Here is a 16,270-nt window from a genome sequence, read left to right as displayed (position 1 = left end):
GCGGCCGCCGCCGGTAGCGCAGAATCGGCCGATACCATCGAACCGGGGATTCCATGTCGCACCGCCGTCTCGCCCTGACCGCCCTTGCCCTCGCCTGCCTGCTGCCCGCCCTGGCCAGCGCCGCCACGCCGTACCGCAGCCCGCAGCAGATCCTCGAAGCGTCGGCGGCGAGCGATTGGCGTACCCCGGACCCGGCCAACCTGCTGTACATGGACCTGCCGGCCGGGCGGGTGATCATCGAGCTGGCGCCGCAGTTCGCGCCGCGCCATGTGGCCAACATCCAGACGTTCGCCCACGAGCATTTCTGGGACGGCACCAGCATCTACCGGTCGCAGGACAACTTCGTGGTGCAGTTTGGCGACGCCGACGCCGATGACGCGGCCAAGGCCAAGCCCTTCGGCAGTGCCGCGCGCAAGCTGCCTGCGGAATTCGAGCGCGCCAGCGCCGGCCTGAAGGTGAGCGTGCTGCCCGATCGCGATGGCTGGGCGGCGCAGACCGGGTTCGTTGATGGCTTCCCGGTGGGCCAGGACCCGCAGGCCGGCAAGGCTTGGCTGGCGCACTGCTACGGCATGCTCGGCGCGGGCCGCAGCAATGAGGAAGACAGCAGCATCGGTGCCGAGTTGTATGTGGTGACAGGCCAATCGCCGCGCCAGCTGGACCGCAACATCACGCTGGTCGGCCGCGTGTTGAAGGGCATGGAGCTGCTCAGCGCGATCCCGCGCGGGCCGGCACCGATGGGCTTCTACGAAGACCCGAAGCTGCGCACGCCGATCGTCTCGATCCGCCGCGCCAGTGATGTGCCGGCGGCCGAGCGCACGCCGATCCAGGTGCTGCGCACCGATTCAAAGACCTTCGCCGATACGGTGGAGGCGCGGCGCAACCGGGTGGATGATTTCTACAAGCGCCCGGCCGGGCATATCGACCTGTGCAATATTCCGGTGCCGGTGCGGTAGCGCATCGACTTTTCTCAGTTGACACGTGCTGAAGGCGATTCATCGTTCATGGGCGTCACTTTTCTTTGCCCGCGCAAAGAAAAGTAACCAAAAGAAACGCGCCGCCGTCCGCGAGCCGGCGCTGCGCGCCGGTTCCCTGCGCTCCTCGGTCCGTCGAGGGACGGCGCGGAACTCGCTGCGCTCAGACACCCGCGCCTCTTCGCCCTCGCCGGACCTGCGGTGCTCGGCTCGCTCCAAGGCGGACCCAGATCAAGATCCACAGCCGCGCGCGCAGGCATCGATGACGCCGCCGGGCAGCGCCCGGCACCACCCGTGCGCGGGCGCGCTCAACTCTTCTGGCTTACGGCCACGCTGCCAAGGATCAGGCCACCGGCAACCAGCATCTGCAGGGTCACCGGTTCGCCCAGGAACAACCACGCGAACGCCGCGCCGAACAGCGGAATCAGATAGGTCACCGTCGACGCGCGCGAGGGGCCGATGCGGCCGATCAGGCGGTAGAACATCAGGAACGCCAGGCCGGTGCAGGCCACGCCCAGCGCGATCGCTGCGCCCCAGGCCTTGCCCGGAATAGCCGCCTGCGGCCAGTGGGTCACCGCCATCGGCAGCATCCACAGCGAGGCGCAGCCCAGCGTTGCCGCCGCGGCAGCGGCCGATGGCAGGCCGGTCATGTGCCGCTTCACCAGGTTCACGCCCAGCCCGTACAGCAGCGAGGCCGCGGCGCCGGCCAGCACGGCCATGCCGATGCTCAGGCCCGACACCTTGGCCGTAGCCAGCACCACCACGCCGGCAAAGCCGACCAGCAGTGCACTGGCGCGACGCACGCCGATCTTCTCGCCGAAGAACAGGAAGGCGATCAGTGCAGCGAACAGCACGGTCATCGCGTTGCAGATCGCGCCGATGGCCGCCGGTGCCTGCTCTGCCGAATAGGCGAACAGCACGAACGGCAGCGCCGAGTTGATCAGGCCGATCGGGGCCAGCCACAGCCAGCGGCGCGGCGGGAACTGGGCACGGGCGCGCCACAGGAACGGCATCAGCACCAGCGCGCCCAGCACCAGACGGACTTCGACCAGCGCGAACGGGCCGAACGAGGGCACGGCCACGCGCATGAACAGGAACGAGCAGCCCCAGATCGCGCCCAGCAGGGTCAATTCCAAGGGGGTGCGCCAATCGCGTTCTGCCACCTGCGGTACCGCGTTCATGCCCTGCCTCCGTCCTGCGCCTGCACTGTGTCTGGGCTGACAGGATCATCCGCTGACGCCCGCCACACAAGCGCGTAGTATCGCTGCCAGCCACAAATATGGTTTGAGGCTCGAAATGCAGCTACGCCCTTCCCTGCTCCCCGCGCTCGCCGTGTTCGCCGTGGCCGCACGCCACCAGAACTTCGCCCAGGCCGCACAGGAGCTGCACCTGACCGCCAGCGCGGTCAGCCACCACGTGCGCCGCCTGGAAGAGGTGCTCGACGTACGCCTGTTCCTGCGCCATGCCCGCGGCGTACGCCTCACCGCCGAAGGCCGGCAGCTGGCCGACGCCGCCAGCGCCGCGTTCACCGATGTCGCCGCCGTGGCCCACCACCTGCAGCCGGACGCCGACAGCGTGCCGCTGCGGATCGCCACGCTGCGCTCGCTGTCCTACTGCTGGCTGCTGCCACGCCTGCCGCGCTTCACCCAGGCCCATCCGCACATCCGCATCGAACTGCACACCGGCAGCGGCCTGGACCGCTATGACGAGAACGGGCCGGAGGTCGGCATCCGCTATGGCATGGGCCAGTGGCCAGGCCTGCATGCACAGCACCTGATGGATGACAGCCTGTTCCCGGTGGCGTCGCCCGCCCTGCCCGGTGTGGAAACACTGCAGGACCCGGCGCGGATCGCCGATCTGCCGCTGCTGACCGATCTGTCGCCACAGGGATGGCGCGACTGGTTCCGCCACGCGGGCGTGCGGCCGCCGTCGCCGCTGCCGCCGATGCACACCTTCGCCGACAGCACCGATGCGATGCGCGCAGCGGTCTATGGCATGGGCGCGGTGCTCGCGCGTACGCACGTGGCCCAGCCCTACCTGCAACGCTATGAAGTCGTGCGCCTGCCCGGCCCGGCGTTGAAGGCGCGCTACGCGTACTACGTGGTGCACGCCGAGAGCCAGCCACCGAGCCCGGCCGCGCGCGTGTTCATCGACTGGCTGCTGGGCCAGGCACAGGATGATCGCACCCCGATTCCAGCCCTGCCCGACAGCCTTCTGGGCCGGCCGCCCACCGCTGGCTGACCGCACCCTCACCCGGTCTTTGCCTGCTGCTGGCTAGGCTGCACGCACCCCCACCACTACACGTGTATCTGCCATGGCCCTGCTGCGACTGCGCATCACTGGAACCGAAGACGACGCCCGCGCCATCAGCGACCTGCTGCTGGGCCTGGAAGGCATCGAGCATGTCGAGGAAACCGACGATCTGATGCCGCACATGGACGATGATGATTCCAGTTCCGCCGGCCTGTCCGATGACATCGGGCCGGGCAGCCACGAACTGGAAGTGGAAGTCGGCAACGAAAGCACGGCACAGAAGGTGCGCGATGCCGTGCAGGAACTGGCGTTGGAACTGGATGTGTTCGTCGAGTACGAGACCGACGAGGGCTGAGGGTTCGCCGGGCCGGGCCCGGCGTTACTCCCCACGCGCTGCCGATCACGTCTTGCGGCGGCGCCTGCGCAGCCATGCACGGATGCCCCACCCCACCAGCAGCGCCACGATGCCGACCGGCAACAAAGCAGCGGCCGCCCGGATGAGGAAGGCCACGCTGAGACTGAGAATGTTGCCGGACTCGCTCAGCGCCTCGCCGATTTCACTGCGGCTGCGCTGGCCGGAGGTGGTATCGAAGTGCAGCGTGACCCGCTGGGTATCGATGCGGCGCCGCTGTTGTGCGGCCTGCCTGTTGGCCTGTTCCACACCCGCCTCGATTTCCGACAGGCGGGTGGTGATCGCCATCAGGTCTTCGATCTTCAGGTCCTTGCGGTCCTGGTAGGACAACAGCCGGGCGTGCTCTTTTTCCAGCCGCGCCTTGGTCAACGCGGTGTCGGCCACCTGCTGGGCCAGATCCTCGGCACGGGTGTTGCGCCCCTGGGTCTGCCCGCCTTCGCCGGCGAGGCCGATCAGCGGCTCCACGCCCTTCGGCGCGATGCGCACCGTGACCTCACCGCTGGGCCGTTCGCCGCTGCGCTGGTCGACTTCTAGCACCGCGCAATCACCGAACGTCGCGCTCTGGCACGCCTGCGCGACCTGCTGGATGCGTGGGCTGATCTGCTCGGCCTGCAGCTGGATGCGCACATCGTGTTCGTAAGCCAGGAACGCACCCTCGGGCGACGCCACCGCTTCAGCTGCTGCGCCAGCGGCCGATGCCGCACGGTCGCCCTGCTGCGCACAGCCGGCAATGGCCAGCAGCACAGGCAGCAGCACCTGCACATGCGCCGCCCTCATGCAGCCGCTCCGTCATGGGACGTGACCGACAGGCCCGCCAGATCAAGCCCGGGCAGGCAACGCACGTTGATTGCCACCATCGGCATGCCGCTGCGCGGATCCACGGCTTCGCTGTAGGGCGCGATACCGCACTCGCGGCAATGATGGTGGTCGATGTGGTGCTTGTTGAACTGGTAGGTGGCCACATCGGCCGGATCGGTTGCCAGCACGAAGGCCTCGCGCGGTGCGAACCACAACAGACTGCCGCGGCGGCGACACATCGAACAATTGCAGTCGATGACCTCGGTGATCGGCGCCTGCGCCTCTACGCTGAATGCGATCCTGCCGCAATGGCAGCTTCCCTGGTAATGCATGTCCTGCGCTCCACTGGAGGGTCCTTGTGCCGCCCATGGTAATCCTATGGCAGGGGGACAAAGTGCCCTGCGCGCCCTATGCTCGGGGATTGATCCCAGTACAGGAACGCCGATGCGCCCGCATCTCCTTGCCCTTGCCCTGGTCGCCGCCCTGGCCGGCTGCCAGCCGGCTGACGCCCCGACCAACGGTTCCACCCCGGCCGCCAGCCAGCAGGCCGGCGATGCGGCGGTCGATGCCGCCTTCGCCGACCTGTCCAAGCGTGCGCTGGATACCTGGATGCAGCTGTCGCCGGTCAGCGCTACCCAGATCGGCGACCACCGCTACGACAGCGAGATCGACGACCTGAGCGCAGCCGGCCAGCAGAAGACCGTGGAGGCCTACAAGGGCCTGCTCGCCGAACTGGACAGGATCGACGTGGCCAAGCTGGGCCGCGAGAACCAGGTGGACGCCGCGATCCTGCGCAACCAGCTGCAGTCGGAAATCTGGAACACCGAGGTGCTGCAGTCCGGCAAGTGGGACCCGCAGGTCTACAACGGCCTGGCCGGCAGCGCCCTGTACGGCCTGATGGCCCGCGAATTCGCACCGCTGCCCGACCGCCTGAAGTCGGCCACCGCGCGCATGGAAAAGCTGCCGGCGATCTTCGCCCAGGCCCGCGAGAACCTGGACCCGGCACGCGTGCCGAAGATCCACGCCGAGACGGTGGCCAAGCAGAACAAGGGCATCCTCAGCATCGTCGATACCTTCATCACCCCGCACATCGGCGAACTGCCGCAGGCCGACCAGCAGCGCCTGCAGGCCGCCATCGACGGCCTGAAGAAGGCCGTGGACGAGCAGCAGACCTGGCTGGACAAGACCCTGGTGCCGAACGCCAAGGGTGACTTCCGCATCGGTGCGGAAAAATACGACCAGAAGCTGAAGTTCGCGCTGAACTCCTCGCTGTCGCGCCAGGAGATCGGTGAGCGCGCGCGTGCCGAACTCAAGCGCGTGCGTGAAGACATGTACGGCATCGCGCAGACCGTGCTGAAGGACAAGCCGGGCGCACCGGAGATGCCGGCGCAGCCGACCGACGAGCAGCAGCAGAAGGCCATCGAGGCCGCGCTGGAGCTGGCGTACGCCGACAAGCCGGCGCGCGACAAGGTGGTCGACGATGCCAAGGCCGCGCTGGAGCAGTCCACCGCGTTCGTGCGCGAACACGACCTGATGACCCTGCCCGATGCGCCGGTGGACATCATCCTGATGCCGGAATTCCAGCGCGGCGTGGCCGTGGCCTACTGCGATTCGCCAGGCCCACTGGACAAGAACCTGAAGACCTTCTACGCCGTCTCGCCGATTCCGGACGACTGGAGCGACAAGCAGGTCGATTCGTTCCTGCGTGAGTACAACTCGCGCATGATCCATCTGCTGAGCATCCACGAAGGTACGCCGGGCCACTATCTGGAAGGCTGGCACTCGGCCAAGTTCCCCTCGACCCTGCGCGCGGTGCTGCGTTCGGGCCTGTTCGCCGAAGGCTGGGCGGTCTACACCGAGCGGATGATGCAGGAGCAGGGTTACCTCAACAATGATCCGCTGTTCCACCTGGTGCAGCTGAAGTTCTACCTGCGCACCATCTCCAACGCGACCCTCGACCAGGGCGTGCACGTGGACAACTGGGATCGCGAGCAGGCGATGCACCTGATGACCCACGATGCGTTCCAGCAGGAAAGCGAAGCGGCCGGCAAGTGGGTGCGCGCGCAGCTGACCTCGGCGCAGCTGCCGACCTACTTCGTCGGTGCGCAGGAACACTTCGACACCCGCAAGGCCATGCAGGACAAGCTGGGCGACAAGTTCAACCTGAAGGCCTACCACGACCAGATGCTGTCCTACGGCGCGCCGCCGGTGCGTTTCGCACGGCAGCTGATGCTGGACCAGCCGATCGAGTGATCGATCAGGTGTGAGATGAAAGAGAACGGCCCGGGGAAACCCGGGCCGTTTTTGTTTGGTTTACCGGACGGGGTTCATCCACGCATGGCGTGGATCTACTGCGCGTGGCGTGGATCTGCTGCTTTCCATCCACGCATGGCGTGGATCTACTGCGCGTGGCGTGGATCTGCCGCTTTCCATCCACGCATGGCGTGGATCTACTGCGCGTGGCGTGGATCTGCGGATTTCCATCCACGCGTGGCGTGGATGATCTCCGGTTTGCCAGTAGATCCACGCCATGCGTGGATGCCGTTCAATTCGCCGCGCGATGCACCATGCGCTTGAACTGCGCTTCGCTGCACCCCGCCCGCGCACATCCCGGCAGCGCCAGTTCCACCCGCCCCGGCGGCTGCATGTCACTCAACGGCAGCGCATCACGCAACTGCGTCCGGGTGGGATAGACGTACGCCAGCCGGTAGCGCGCTTCGCCGTTGTGCACGCGCCAGCGCTCGAACTGCAGCAGGCCGCCGATCGGCGTCTTCTCAAGCTGGCCCGGCAGCGTGTAATCCGCTGCACCCAATGCCGCCAGCACGGCGCCGATGTTGGAATCGTGGCCCACCAGCAGGCTAACCCTTGGCGACCGCGGGTCGGCGAACAGGCCATCGATGTGCGAGAGCAGCGGCGCGGCCACCTCACGTGCCACCTCCGGGGTGCCGAACAGAACGTCCTGGTAGCCGTTGCGGACCCGCGCAAGCGCCTGCCACTGAGCGTCGCTCGGCAGCCGGCCCCAGCCTGCCGGTGGGCCAGCGTTCTGGTAATCCTCCATCAGCAGCGCATCAACCATGCCGTTGGCCAACGCCAGCGACCCGGACGCCCCTGGCTCCTTGCCCGCTTCGACACGGAAGCGGCTGTCAGTGTCCTGCAGTACGCAATGGCTGCGTCCGGCACAGGCTGGCGATCGTGCGTGTTCGACCACCGCTTCGACGACCTGCAGGTCCGGGCCCAGTCGCGCGCTTGTTTCGGCCCTCTGCATCGCGCGCAGGGCGCGGCGCTGGAAGCCTGCATCGTCCCGATGGATCACCGGATCGAACAGCGGATCCATCGTGCCCAGCGGCCTGCGCTGCTCCACCACGACGTGGCAGCCGGGAAACGCGCCGGCAATGAAGAACTGCGCGGTCGCCTGGGTGCGCTGCAGGCTGTTGGCCAGTGCATGGAACTCGCCCGCCTGCGGGCAGCCTTCGGCCGGGAGCAGCCGCTGATGGCGCAGCCATTGGCCGAAGTAGCGACCCAGGTAGACCTCAAGCACGCCGCCCTTGGTGGTCAGCTCTCCAGCGGCCACGTCCCACTTCGCCCAGGCATGCGGCGTGGCCTCGGCCAGCGTGCCCGAGGACACCAGCGGCGCCCGCAGGTTGTGGCGGCTGAGCAGGACGACCTGCTCGAGCGCTTCGCCCTCCATGGATGCCGGCGCAGCGGCGGCTACGGACGACCCGCTGACCAAAGCAAGCGCCAGCAGCAGCAAAGAGCGTAGAGGGCGGATCATTCGTGTCTCCGGAAAGAAGCTGGGGTCAGAGCCCTTTCCTCTGGAAAGGGATCCGACCCCACGGGCTGCATCGGCGGGGTCGGATTCCTCTCGCAGAGAGGGCTCCGACCCCGGAACCATCACTGATCGGCCGCAACAAACCCACCGGTCTGCCGGGCCCACAACCGCGCGTACAGGCCGCCGGCGGCGATCAGATCGGCATGGGTGCCGGTCTCGACGATGCGGCCCTGGTCCATCACCACCAGCCGGTCCATGCGCGCGATGGTGGACAGTCGGTGTGCAATGGCAATGACCGTCTTGCCGCCCATCAGCTCGTCCAGGCTGTCCTGGATGGCCGCTTCCACTTCCGAATCCAGCGCCGAGGTGGCTTCATCCAGCACCAGGATCGGTGCGTCCTTCAGCAGCACACGGGCGATGGCGATGCGCTGGCGCTGGCCACCGGACAGCTTCACGCCACGCTCGCCGACATGCGCGTCATAGCCGCGGCGCCCCTGCCCATCCACCAGCGTGCCGATGAACGCTTCGGCGCGTGCCTTGGCCACGGCCGCACGCAGCTGCTCCTCGCTGGCGTCGGGGCGGCCATACAGCAGGTTGTCGCGGATCGATCGATGCAGCAGTGACGTGTCCTGGGTGACCACGCCGATCTGCTGGCGCAGGCTTTCCTGGGTGACATGGGCAATGTCCTGCCCGTCGATCAGGATGCGGCCGCTTTCCAGGTCGTAGAGGCGCAGCAGGATGTTGACCAGCGTCGACTTGCCCGCACCGGACGGACCGACCAGGCCGATCTTCTCGCCCGGCTTCACCACCAGGTCCAGGCCGGCGATCACCCCACCCTTCTTGCCGTAGTGGAAATGGATGTCCTGGAAATGCACGCCACCGTGGGCCACCTGCAGCGGCACGGCGTCCTCGCGGTCCTGCACGGTCAGCGGCTGGGCGATGGTGGTGATGCCATCCTGCACCGTACCGATGTCCTCGAAGATGCCGTTGATGGTCCACATGATCCAGCCGGACATGTTGTGGATGCGGATGACCAGGCCGGTGGCCAGGGTGATCGCACCCACGGTGATATGCCCGCCGTTCCACAGCCACAGCGCCAGGCCACAGGTGCCGGCAATCAGGAAGCCGTTGACGATGGCGATGGTGAGGTCCATGCCGGTGGTGATGCGGGTCTGCGCGCGGTGCTTGACCGCCAGCTCCTGGATCGACTCGGCGACATACGCCTGCTCACGGCCGCCATGGGCGAACAGCTTCAGCGTAGGAATGTTGGTGTAGCCATCGACGATACGGCCCATCGCCTTGGAACGGGCCTCCGAAGCGATCCATGCGCGTTCCTTGGCGCGGGGCACGAAGTACGCCAGGATCACCGCATAGGCCAGCAGCCACAGGATCAGCGGCACCATCAGGCGCCAGTCAGCCTGTGCGAACAGGTACAGCGCGGTGCCGGTGTAGACCACGATGTACCAGAGCGAATCGACCATCTGCACGGCCGACTCGCGCAGCGAGGTGCCGGTCTGCATCACCCGGTTGGCGACGCTGCCGGCGAAATCGTTCTGGAAGAAGCTCAGGCTCTGCCGCACCACGTAGTTGTGCATCAGCCAGCGCGAACGGTTGCTCAGGCCCGGCACGATGGTCTGGTTGACCAGCAGGTTGTGCAGGCCGACCAGGATCGGCCGCGCGATGACCGTGATGAACAGCATCCAGCCCAGCTCGTTGGCGTGGCGCTGGAAGAAGCCGGCACCGGGCTGTTCGGCCACCATGTCCACGATGCGGCCGAGGTAATCGAACATCGCCACTTCCACCAGCGCCAGCAGCAGGCCGGCGATGAGGGTGGCCAGCAGCACCGGCCACACCGGGCGCAGGTAGTGCAGGTAGAACGGCAGCACCTTCTGTGGCGGCATGCGGCCGTCCACGGGCGGAAACACCGGTATCAGGGATTCAAACCAACGAAACATCACATTCCCTCGCCAGATCAGCCTGGCGATTATCCCATGGCCGGTGTGTGCCCTGTGTTCCGGATCGTGCGGGCCGCTGGCCGGGTACGCATCCGCCGGGACGGTAGTGCCGGCCCCCGGTGTACGGGGGCAGCGCCGCAGGCGCGGGGTTAGGGTGTTGGTGAGTGGGGACCACGGTTCGCGCAGCGAACTGTGGGAGCGTCAGCGCGAATGCGCGGACGCGTACCCGGCCAGCGGCCGGCACTACCGCTACGGGGTGACCGGGGTGAACAGCAGGTCCTGGAAATCGAAGCTGAAATCGGTCAGGTCCGAGATCGACTGCATGCGTACCTCACGCACCTTGCCATCCGGGTCCAGGCTGAAGTTCACGAACGCATCGGCGTTGAGCGAACGATCATCCCAGCGCACGATGAAGGTGTCGTGCTGCCAGTGCTCCAGCCGGCCGCTCAACTGCGCGGTCTTCGCAAAGCGCAGGCGCAGGCCCTTGCCTTCCACCGACACCACCATGTCGCCATACCAGCGGTCACGATAGGTGGCCGCATAACCGGCCAGCGGCAGCGACGGCGTGCTGCCCTTGGCGCGCGCGGCCTGGTGCTTGGCCCAGGCTTCATCGGCCTTGTCCTGGCCCTTGGCCACGCCCTTGGCATAGGCATCGACCCAGTCATGCTTTTCACCGCCCAGGTAGGCATCGAGCACGCTCAAGGTGATCGCGTTGAACGCGGCACCGGATTCCTGGTTGGTCAGCACGACCACGCCCAGCTGCTGCCCCGGCACCAGGGTCAGGCGCGAGACCATGCCCGGCCAGCCGCCGGTGTGCCAGACCAGCTTCTGCCCCCGGTAATCGCTCAGGCTCCAGCCTTCGCCATACCCGGCAAAGTTGGCACGCGCCGGCGCCAGCTCCGGCACGCTCGGCGCGGCGATGGCCTGCGGGGTGATCATCTGCCACATCTCTTTCTGGGTCTTGGCACTGAACAGCGGCGTGCCGTCGGCCAGCTTGCCCTCGGCCAGCTGCACCTGCATCCAGCGCGCCATGTCATGTGCGCTGGAATAGATGCCGCCGGCACCGGCATTGTTCGACCAGGTCAACGGCGCGACGGTGCGCAGATCCTTGAAATCGTACTTCGCGTGGCCGATGGCCGCGTTGTCCCCCGGCTGCAGGTGGTCGGCGTTGTAGCGCGTGCCGGCCATGCCCACCTTGTCGAAGATGCGCGTCTGCAGGAACTGCTGGTAGCTCAAGCCCGACACCTTTTCGATCACCTGTTGGGCGACCGCATAGAGAATGTTGTCGTACGCATAGCGCTCGCGGAAGCCACCCTTCAGCGGCACCTGGCCCAGCCGCTGCACCACCTCGGCGTTGCTGTAGGAGGTGGTCGGCCAGAACAGCAGGTCACCGGCGCCCAGGCTCAGGCCGCTGCGGTGCGACAGCAGGTCGCGGATCGTCATCTGCCCGGTCACGAACGGGTCGGACATGCGGAACGACGGCAGATGGTCGATCACCTTGTCGTCCATCTTCAGCTTGCCATCCTCGGCCAGCAGGTTCAGCGACGTGGCGGTAAACGCCTTGGTGTTGGAGGCGATGGCAAAGAGCGTGTCGGCCTGCACGGCGGCAGGCTTGCCCAGCTCGCGTACCCCCCAGCCCCGTTCCAGCACCACCTGGCCATCCTTGACCACGGCCACGGCGACGCCGGGCACGTCGAACTGCGCGCGGACGCGCTCGACGGTTGCATCCAGGTCCTGCAGCTGCGCCGGGGTCGGCGCGGTCTCGGCCGCATTCGCCATCGTCACGCAGGCCATCAGCACGGCGCCTCCAATCCAGTTGTTCATCCAGCACGATCTCCGAACGGGGGTTGCGGCCATGTGCAGGCCGTCACCGGGGTTTCGCGCGATGGTAACGGCCGCCGGCCGATGCTGGCCTGTGCCATAGGAGGGGTGTCATGGCCCACAGCGATCCATCCGCCACCGGTTCCACCATCATTCCGTGCCTGCGCTACCGCGATGCGCTGGCCGCCATCGACTGGCTGCAGCGCGCGTTCGGCTTCCATGCCCAGGCGGTATACGCCGAAGGCGAAACGGTCTTCCACGCGCAGCTGGTATTCGGCAGCGGCATGATCATGCTCGGCTCGGCCAGCAATGGAGGCGAATGGTCGGAGCTGGCCGTCATGCCTGACGAGGTCGACGGGCGGCAGACGCAGAGCGCCTGCGTCATCGTTGCCGACGCGGACGCGCACTACGCGCGGGCCAAGGCGGCCGGTGCGCGCATCGTCATCGACATCGCCGACCAGGACTACGGCGGGCGCGGCTATGCCTGCGCCGATCCGGAAGGTTACCTGTGGTGGTTCGGCAGCTACGATCCATGGCGCGCGGACCACGGCCAGTGACGCCCGCAGCGATCCGTTGCGGCATCGGCGGCTGGGTGTTCCCGGAATGGCGCGGCGGCATGTTCTACCCGCAGGGCCTGCCGCAGCGCGAGGAGTTGGCCCACGCCAGCCATGCGCTGCGCTGCATCGAAATCAATGGCACGTTCTATCGCACGCCTACGGAAGCGCAGTGCGCGCAATGGGCCGCACAGACACCGGACGGTTTCCGCTTTTCGATGAAAGCGCCGCGTTATCTCGTGCAGCGACGCGATCTATCGTCCACCGTCGAAGCGGCCGCGCCTTTCCTGCAGGCCGCGCTGGCGTTGGGTGACCGGCTGGGTCCGCTGCTGTGGCAGTTCGACCCCAGGCACCCGGCTGACGCGGTGGCATTGGAAGCGCTGATGGCCGCGCTGCCCAGGACACTGCAGGGCGTGCCGCTGCAGCATGCGCTGGAAGTGCGCAATGCCCTGGTGCATGGACCTGCGCTGGTCGCCGCCGCACGCCGCCATGGCGTGGCGCTGGTCATCGAGGACAGCGACGAAGCGCCGCTGCACGGCGATGTCAGCGCGGGCTTCGTCTACGCCCGCATCAAGCGCAGCAAGGCGCGCCTGCGCGACGGCCTGCCACGCCCGCAGCTGCTGCGCTGGGCCGAACGGGCGCGGCGCTGGTCGCAGGGCGAACCGGTGGACGACCTGCCCTGCCTGGCCGAACCGACCGCGCCGCAGCCGCGTGAGGTCTACCTGCTGTGCATCGGCGCGGGCAAGGCCCGCAACCCGGCGGCGGCGATGGCCCTGCAGCGGCTCAGCGACGGCGCCAGCGATCCAGCGCCCACAGCAGCGTCCAGCCCAGCACGAACACGCCGGCCACGCGCAGCACGTTGAGCGCGAACGCCATCGCGCCGATCCGCTGCCATTCCAGGAAAGGATACGGTGCCTGCCCGATCAGCGCGGCCACCAGCATCGCCCAGCCCAGGTAGGCCACCGGCACCAGCAGCACCCTGCCCAGCGCGCGCCAGCGCAGGCCCCCGTGCGGCAACAGCAGCAGCCAGCCGCCCAGATACAGCAGAGGCACAGCGTAGTGCAGGCCCATGTCGACCCACCACTGCAGGCCGGTGGGCCGCCACAGCCCCTGCAGGGCCACCGCATAGACCAGGCCGGTCACGCCGATGCACAGCGCCAGCACGGCCGCGGGCGTCGCGCGCATCGGCCGGCCGCTCATCAGCCACAGGCAGCCCAGGCTCACCGCCAGGTTGCTGAGGATGGTGAAGTAACCGAAGAAGCGCAGGGTTGCAGCGGCAATGCCCGCGCTGCCGCCGGGGCCATTGACCAGCAGTAGATACTGCAGCAGCAGTGACGCGGCGGCGACCAGCGCGGTCACCGCGGCCCAACCTCGCAGCAGCAGGCGGTCGGCAGGCATGCACAGGCTCCAGGGTCAGGATCGGGCAGGCAGCCCATCACCATCGCCGGCCGCCCGCGCTTGCCGCACAATACACCGATGACGACCCCCGATACCCGCAAAGCGCTCTGGCAGATCCATTTCTGTGTCCTGTTGTGGGGTGTCACCGCCATCCTCGGCAAGCTGATCACCCTGCCGGCGCTGCCGCTGGTGTGGTGGCGCATGCTGCTGGTGGTGGCCATGCTGGCCCTGCTGCCACGGGTCTGGCGGGGTCTGCGCACCCTGCCACTGCGGCACGTGGCCGGCTACGCCGGTATTGGTGCGCTGGTCGCCCTGCACTGGCTGACCTTCTATGGCGCGGTGAAACTGGCCAATGCCTCGGTGGCGGCCACCTGCATCGCACTGGCGCCGGTGTTCACTTCCATCATCGAACCCTGGGTGGCCAAGCGGCCGTTCCAGCTGCGCGAGCTGGCGTTTGGCCTGGCGGTACTGCCCGGTGTGGCCCTTGTCGTGGGCGGCGTGCCCGATGGGATGCGCCTGGGCGTGCTGGTCGGCGCGCTGTCGGCGCTGCTGGTCGCCGTGTTCGGCTCGCTCAACAAGCGCATGGTCAGCCATGCCGATCCGCTGACGGTCACCGCGCTGGAACTGGGCGCCGGCACGCTCACCCTGACCCTGCTGGCACCGCTGATGCCCTACCTGCTGCCGGCGCTGGCCAGCCCGTTGTGGGTGGTGCCCACCCTGCACGACGGCATCCTGCTGCTGGTACTGGCCGGCGTTTGCACGCTGCTGCCGTTCGCCCTGGCGCTGGTCGCCCTGCGCCACCTCAGCGCCTACACCGTGCAGCTGGTGACCAACCTGGAACCGGTCTACGCCGTGCTGCTGGCCGTGGTGCTGCTGCACGAGCAGCATGAAGTGACGCCGTGGTTCTACCTGGGCGTGGCGATCATTGTTGGCGCGGTGTTCCTGCACCCGCTGCTGAACCGCCGCAAGCCGGTGCAGCACCCGGAAATCCTGGGCACGGCCGAGGCACGCAACATCGCCGATTGATGGGCCGCGTTTGCCTCGTTCGGTAGAGTCGAGCTTGCTCGACTGCTCTTCCCGACGTTCTGTAGAGTGGAGCTTGCTCGACTGCTCTCTGCCTCATGCGAAAAGCAGTCGAGCAAGCTCGACTCTACGAAAAGCGAACGGCGAACAGCAGTCGAGCGAGCTCGACTCTACGGGCCGCTCAGCGGTTTACGGCGCCAGTTCCACCCGGTTGCGGCCGTTGCCCTTGGCCCGGTACAGCGCGGCGTCGGCACGGGCCAGGGTCTGGTCGGTGGTTTCGCCGGCCTGGTACTGGGCCACGCCGATGCTGACCGTCACCGGGAAGCCCAGCGGCAGGTCGGCCACGGCCATGCGCAGGAACTCGCACTGCAGTTCGGCGGTGCGCAGGTCCACGTCCGGCATCAGCGCCACGAATTCCTCGCCGCCATAGCGCGCGGCCATGCCGCGGCCGGAGAAATGCGAGCGCAGCAGCACGCCCAGCTCGGCCAGCACCCGGTCGCCGGTGGCATGGCCCTGGAAGTCGTTGATGTGCTTGAAATGGTCGATATCAACCAGGGCCACGCAGGTCTGCCGGGGCTGGCCATCGGCGCTGACCACGGCGTCCTGCAGCGCTGCGGCCATCGCGCGCCGGTTCGGCAGCCCGGTCAACGCATCGGTGCGGCTCTGTTCGGTCAGGTCGGCGTTCTGCGCCAGCAGCACGTCGTGATACTCGGCCAGCAGACGCTCGTAGTCATCGCGCTGCACCATGTGGCTCTGGATATCCAGCGCGAAGCGGCGCAGTTCCATCACCAGCATGACCTGGCGCGAGAGCGCGGCCAGCGCTTCGGCCTTGTCCGGCGCCAGGTGCTGCGGGTTCGGGTCGAACACACACAACGTGCCCAGCGGCAGGCCATCGCTGCTGATCAGCGGCGCACCGGCATAGAAGCGCACGTGGGGGTCGCCGGTCACCACCGGGTTGTCGTGGAAGCGGATGTCCTGCTGCGCATCCTCCACCACCATGATCTCGCGCGGCTGCAGAATGGCGTGGCCGCACATCGATTCACTGCGCAGGTTCTCGGCGGCATCGATGCCCTGGATCGACTTGAACCACTGCCGTTCAACGTCGATCAGGGTGACGGCGGCCATCGTCGTGCCGCATACCGCCTTGGCGATGACCACCAGGTCATCGAAGGATTTCTCGCGCTCCGAATCGAGGATGCGATAGCGGTACAGCGCCTCCAGGCGCAGCGCTTCGTTGGCGGGCTTGTCGGGCTTGATCATGCAGCGTCATGTTCCGGCAGGTCACTGCGGAGTCTAGCCGATCATGCCGTCCGCCA

Annotated in this window: 15 protein-coding genes; 7 read left to right on the top strand and 8 right to left on the bottom strand. The window is 67.5% G+C overall.

Going from position 1 to position 16,270, the window contains the following annotated elements; translation table 11 throughout:
* Positions 1-53 precede the first annotated feature (53 nt).
* On the top strand, positions 54-953 hold the full coding sequence (locus C1924_RS06415; RefSeq protein WP_108764545.1) for a peptidylprolyl isomerase: 900 nt from the start codon (positions 54-56) through the stop codon (positions 951-953).
* 326 nt (positions 954-1,279) lie between these two features.
* Here C1924_RS06415 and C1924_RS06410 read toward each other — a convergent pair whose 3' ends face one another.
* Positions 1,280-2,152: a DMT family transporter gene (locus C1924_RS06410; RefSeq protein ID WP_108764544.1), complete on the bottom strand. Its 873-nt coding sequence runs from the start codon at positions 2,150-2,152 to the stop codon at positions 1,280-1,282.
* A gap of 115 nt (positions 2,153-2,267) precedes the next feature.
* Here C1924_RS06410 and C1924_RS06405 point away from each other — a divergent pair, with 115 nt between their 5' ends.
* Both C1924_RS06405 and C1924_RS06400 read left to right on the top strand, forming a co-directional pair.
* Positions 2,268-3,212 (top strand): LysR substrate-binding domain-containing protein, encoded by a 945-nt coding sequence (locus C1924_RS06405; RefSeq protein WP_108764543.1) that lies wholly within the window; start codon positions 2,268-2,270, stop codon positions 3,210-3,212.
* Between the two features lie 73 nt (positions 3,213-3,285).
* Positions 3,286-3,579, top strand: coding sequence for a hypothetical protein (locus C1924_RS06400; protein WP_108764542.1), 294 nt, complete (start codon positions 3,286-3,288; stop codon positions 3,577-3,579).
* 45 nt (positions 3,580-3,624) lie between these two features.
* On the opposite strand, the gene C1924_RS06395 is transcribed toward C1924_RS06400, so the two are convergent.
* On the bottom strand, positions 3,625-4,413 hold the full coding sequence (locus tag C1924_RS06395) for a DUF4349 domain-containing protein (RefSeq protein ID WP_108764541.1): 789 nt from the start codon (positions 4,411-4,413) through the stop codon (positions 3,625-3,627).
* The gene (locus C1924_RS06390) at positions 4,410-4,766 is read right to left on the bottom strand and encodes a GFA family protein (protein ID WP_108764540.1); all 357 of its coding nucleotides are present in this window, start codon (positions 4,764-4,766) and stop codon (positions 4,410-4,412) included. The genes C1924_RS06395 and C1924_RS06390 overlap by 4 nt, the downstream gene beginning before the upstream one ends.
* Before the next feature lie 112 nt (positions 4,767-4,878).
* Here C1924_RS06390 and C1924_RS06385 point away from each other — a divergent pair, with 112 nt between their 5' ends.
* Positions 4,879-6,687 carry a DUF885 domain-containing protein gene (locus C1924_RS06385; RefSeq protein ID WP_108764539.1) on the top strand — a complete coding sequence of 603 codons (1,809 nt, stop codon included), beginning with the start codon at positions 4,879-4,881 and terminating at the stop codon, positions 6,685-6,687.
* 292 nt (positions 6,688-6,979) lie between these two features.
* Here C1924_RS06385 and agp read toward each other — a convergent pair whose 3' ends face one another.
* The 3 genes from agp to C1924_RS06370 form a co-directional block, all read right to left on the bottom strand.
* Positions 6,980-8,206 (bottom strand): bifunctional glucose-1-phosphatase/inositol phosphatase, encoded by a 1,227-nt coding sequence (agp, locus tag C1924_RS06380; protein ID WP_108764538.1) that lies wholly within the window; start codon positions 8,204-8,206, stop codon positions 6,980-6,982.
* 119 nt (positions 8,207-8,325) lie between these two features.
* A complete protein-coding gene (gene smrA / locus C1924_RS06375) occupies positions 8,326-10,158 on the bottom strand; it encodes a multidrug efflux ABC transporter SmrA (RefSeq protein WP_108764537.1) in 1,833 nt (610 codons plus the stop codon).
* A gap of 249 nt (positions 10,159-10,407) precedes the next feature.
* A complete protein-coding gene (locus C1924_RS06370) occupies positions 10,408-11,982 on the bottom strand; it encodes a serine hydrolase (RefSeq protein WP_108764536.1) in 1,575 nt (524 codons plus the stop codon).
* Positions 11,983-12,092: 110 nt separating this feature from the next.
* On the opposite strand from C1924_RS06370, the gene C1924_RS06365 reads away from it, so the two are divergent.
* Both C1924_RS06365 and C1924_RS06360 read left to right on the top strand, forming a co-directional pair.
* Entirely contained in the window at positions 12,093-12,536 is a 444-nt protein-coding gene (locus C1924_RS06365) for a VOC family protein (RefSeq protein ID WP_108764535.1), read from the top strand.
* The gene (locus tag C1924_RS06360; RefSeq protein WP_108764534.1) at positions 12,533-13,396 is read left to right on the top strand and encodes a DUF72 domain-containing protein; all 864 of its coding nucleotides are present in this window, start codon (positions 12,533-12,535) and stop codon (positions 13,394-13,396) included. The genes C1924_RS06365 and C1924_RS06360 overlap by 4 nt, the downstream gene beginning before the upstream one ends.
* Here the strand turns inward: C1924_RS06360 and C1924_RS06355 are convergent.
* Positions 13,317-13,931, bottom strand: a complete 615-nt coding sequence (locus C1924_RS06355; protein WP_108764533.1) for a Pr6Pr family membrane protein — start codon at positions 13,929-13,931, stop codon at positions 13,317-13,319. The genes C1924_RS06360 and C1924_RS06355 overlap by 80 nt on opposite strands.
* Positions 13,932-14,009: 78 nt before the next feature.
* Between C1924_RS06355 and C1924_RS06350 the strand changes: the two genes are divergently transcribed.
* On the top strand, positions 14,010-14,957 hold the full coding sequence (locus C1924_RS06350) for a DMT family transporter (RefSeq protein ID WP_108764532.1): 948 nt from the start codon (positions 14,010-14,012) through the stop codon (positions 14,955-14,957).
* A gap of 186 nt (positions 14,958-15,143) precedes the next feature.
* Here C1924_RS06350 and C1924_RS06345 read toward each other — a convergent pair whose 3' ends face one another.
* Positions 15,144-16,214: a sensor domain-containing diguanylate cyclase gene (locus C1924_RS06345; protein WP_108764531.1), complete on the bottom strand. Its 1,071-nt coding sequence runs from the start codon at positions 16,212-16,214 to the stop codon at positions 15,144-15,146.
* Between the last annotated feature and the right edge of the window lie 56 nt (positions 16,215-16,270).

It is taken from the genome of Stenotrophomonas sp. ESTM1D_MKCIP4_1 (assembly GCF_003086895.1).
In the GTDB taxonomy this organism is placed as follows: Bacteria; Pseudomonadota; Gammaproteobacteria; order Xanthomonadales; family Xanthomonadaceae; genus Stenotrophomonas.
Note: the sequence above shows the minus strand (reverse complement) of the source record. Positions and strands in the feature narration are given on the sequence as shown.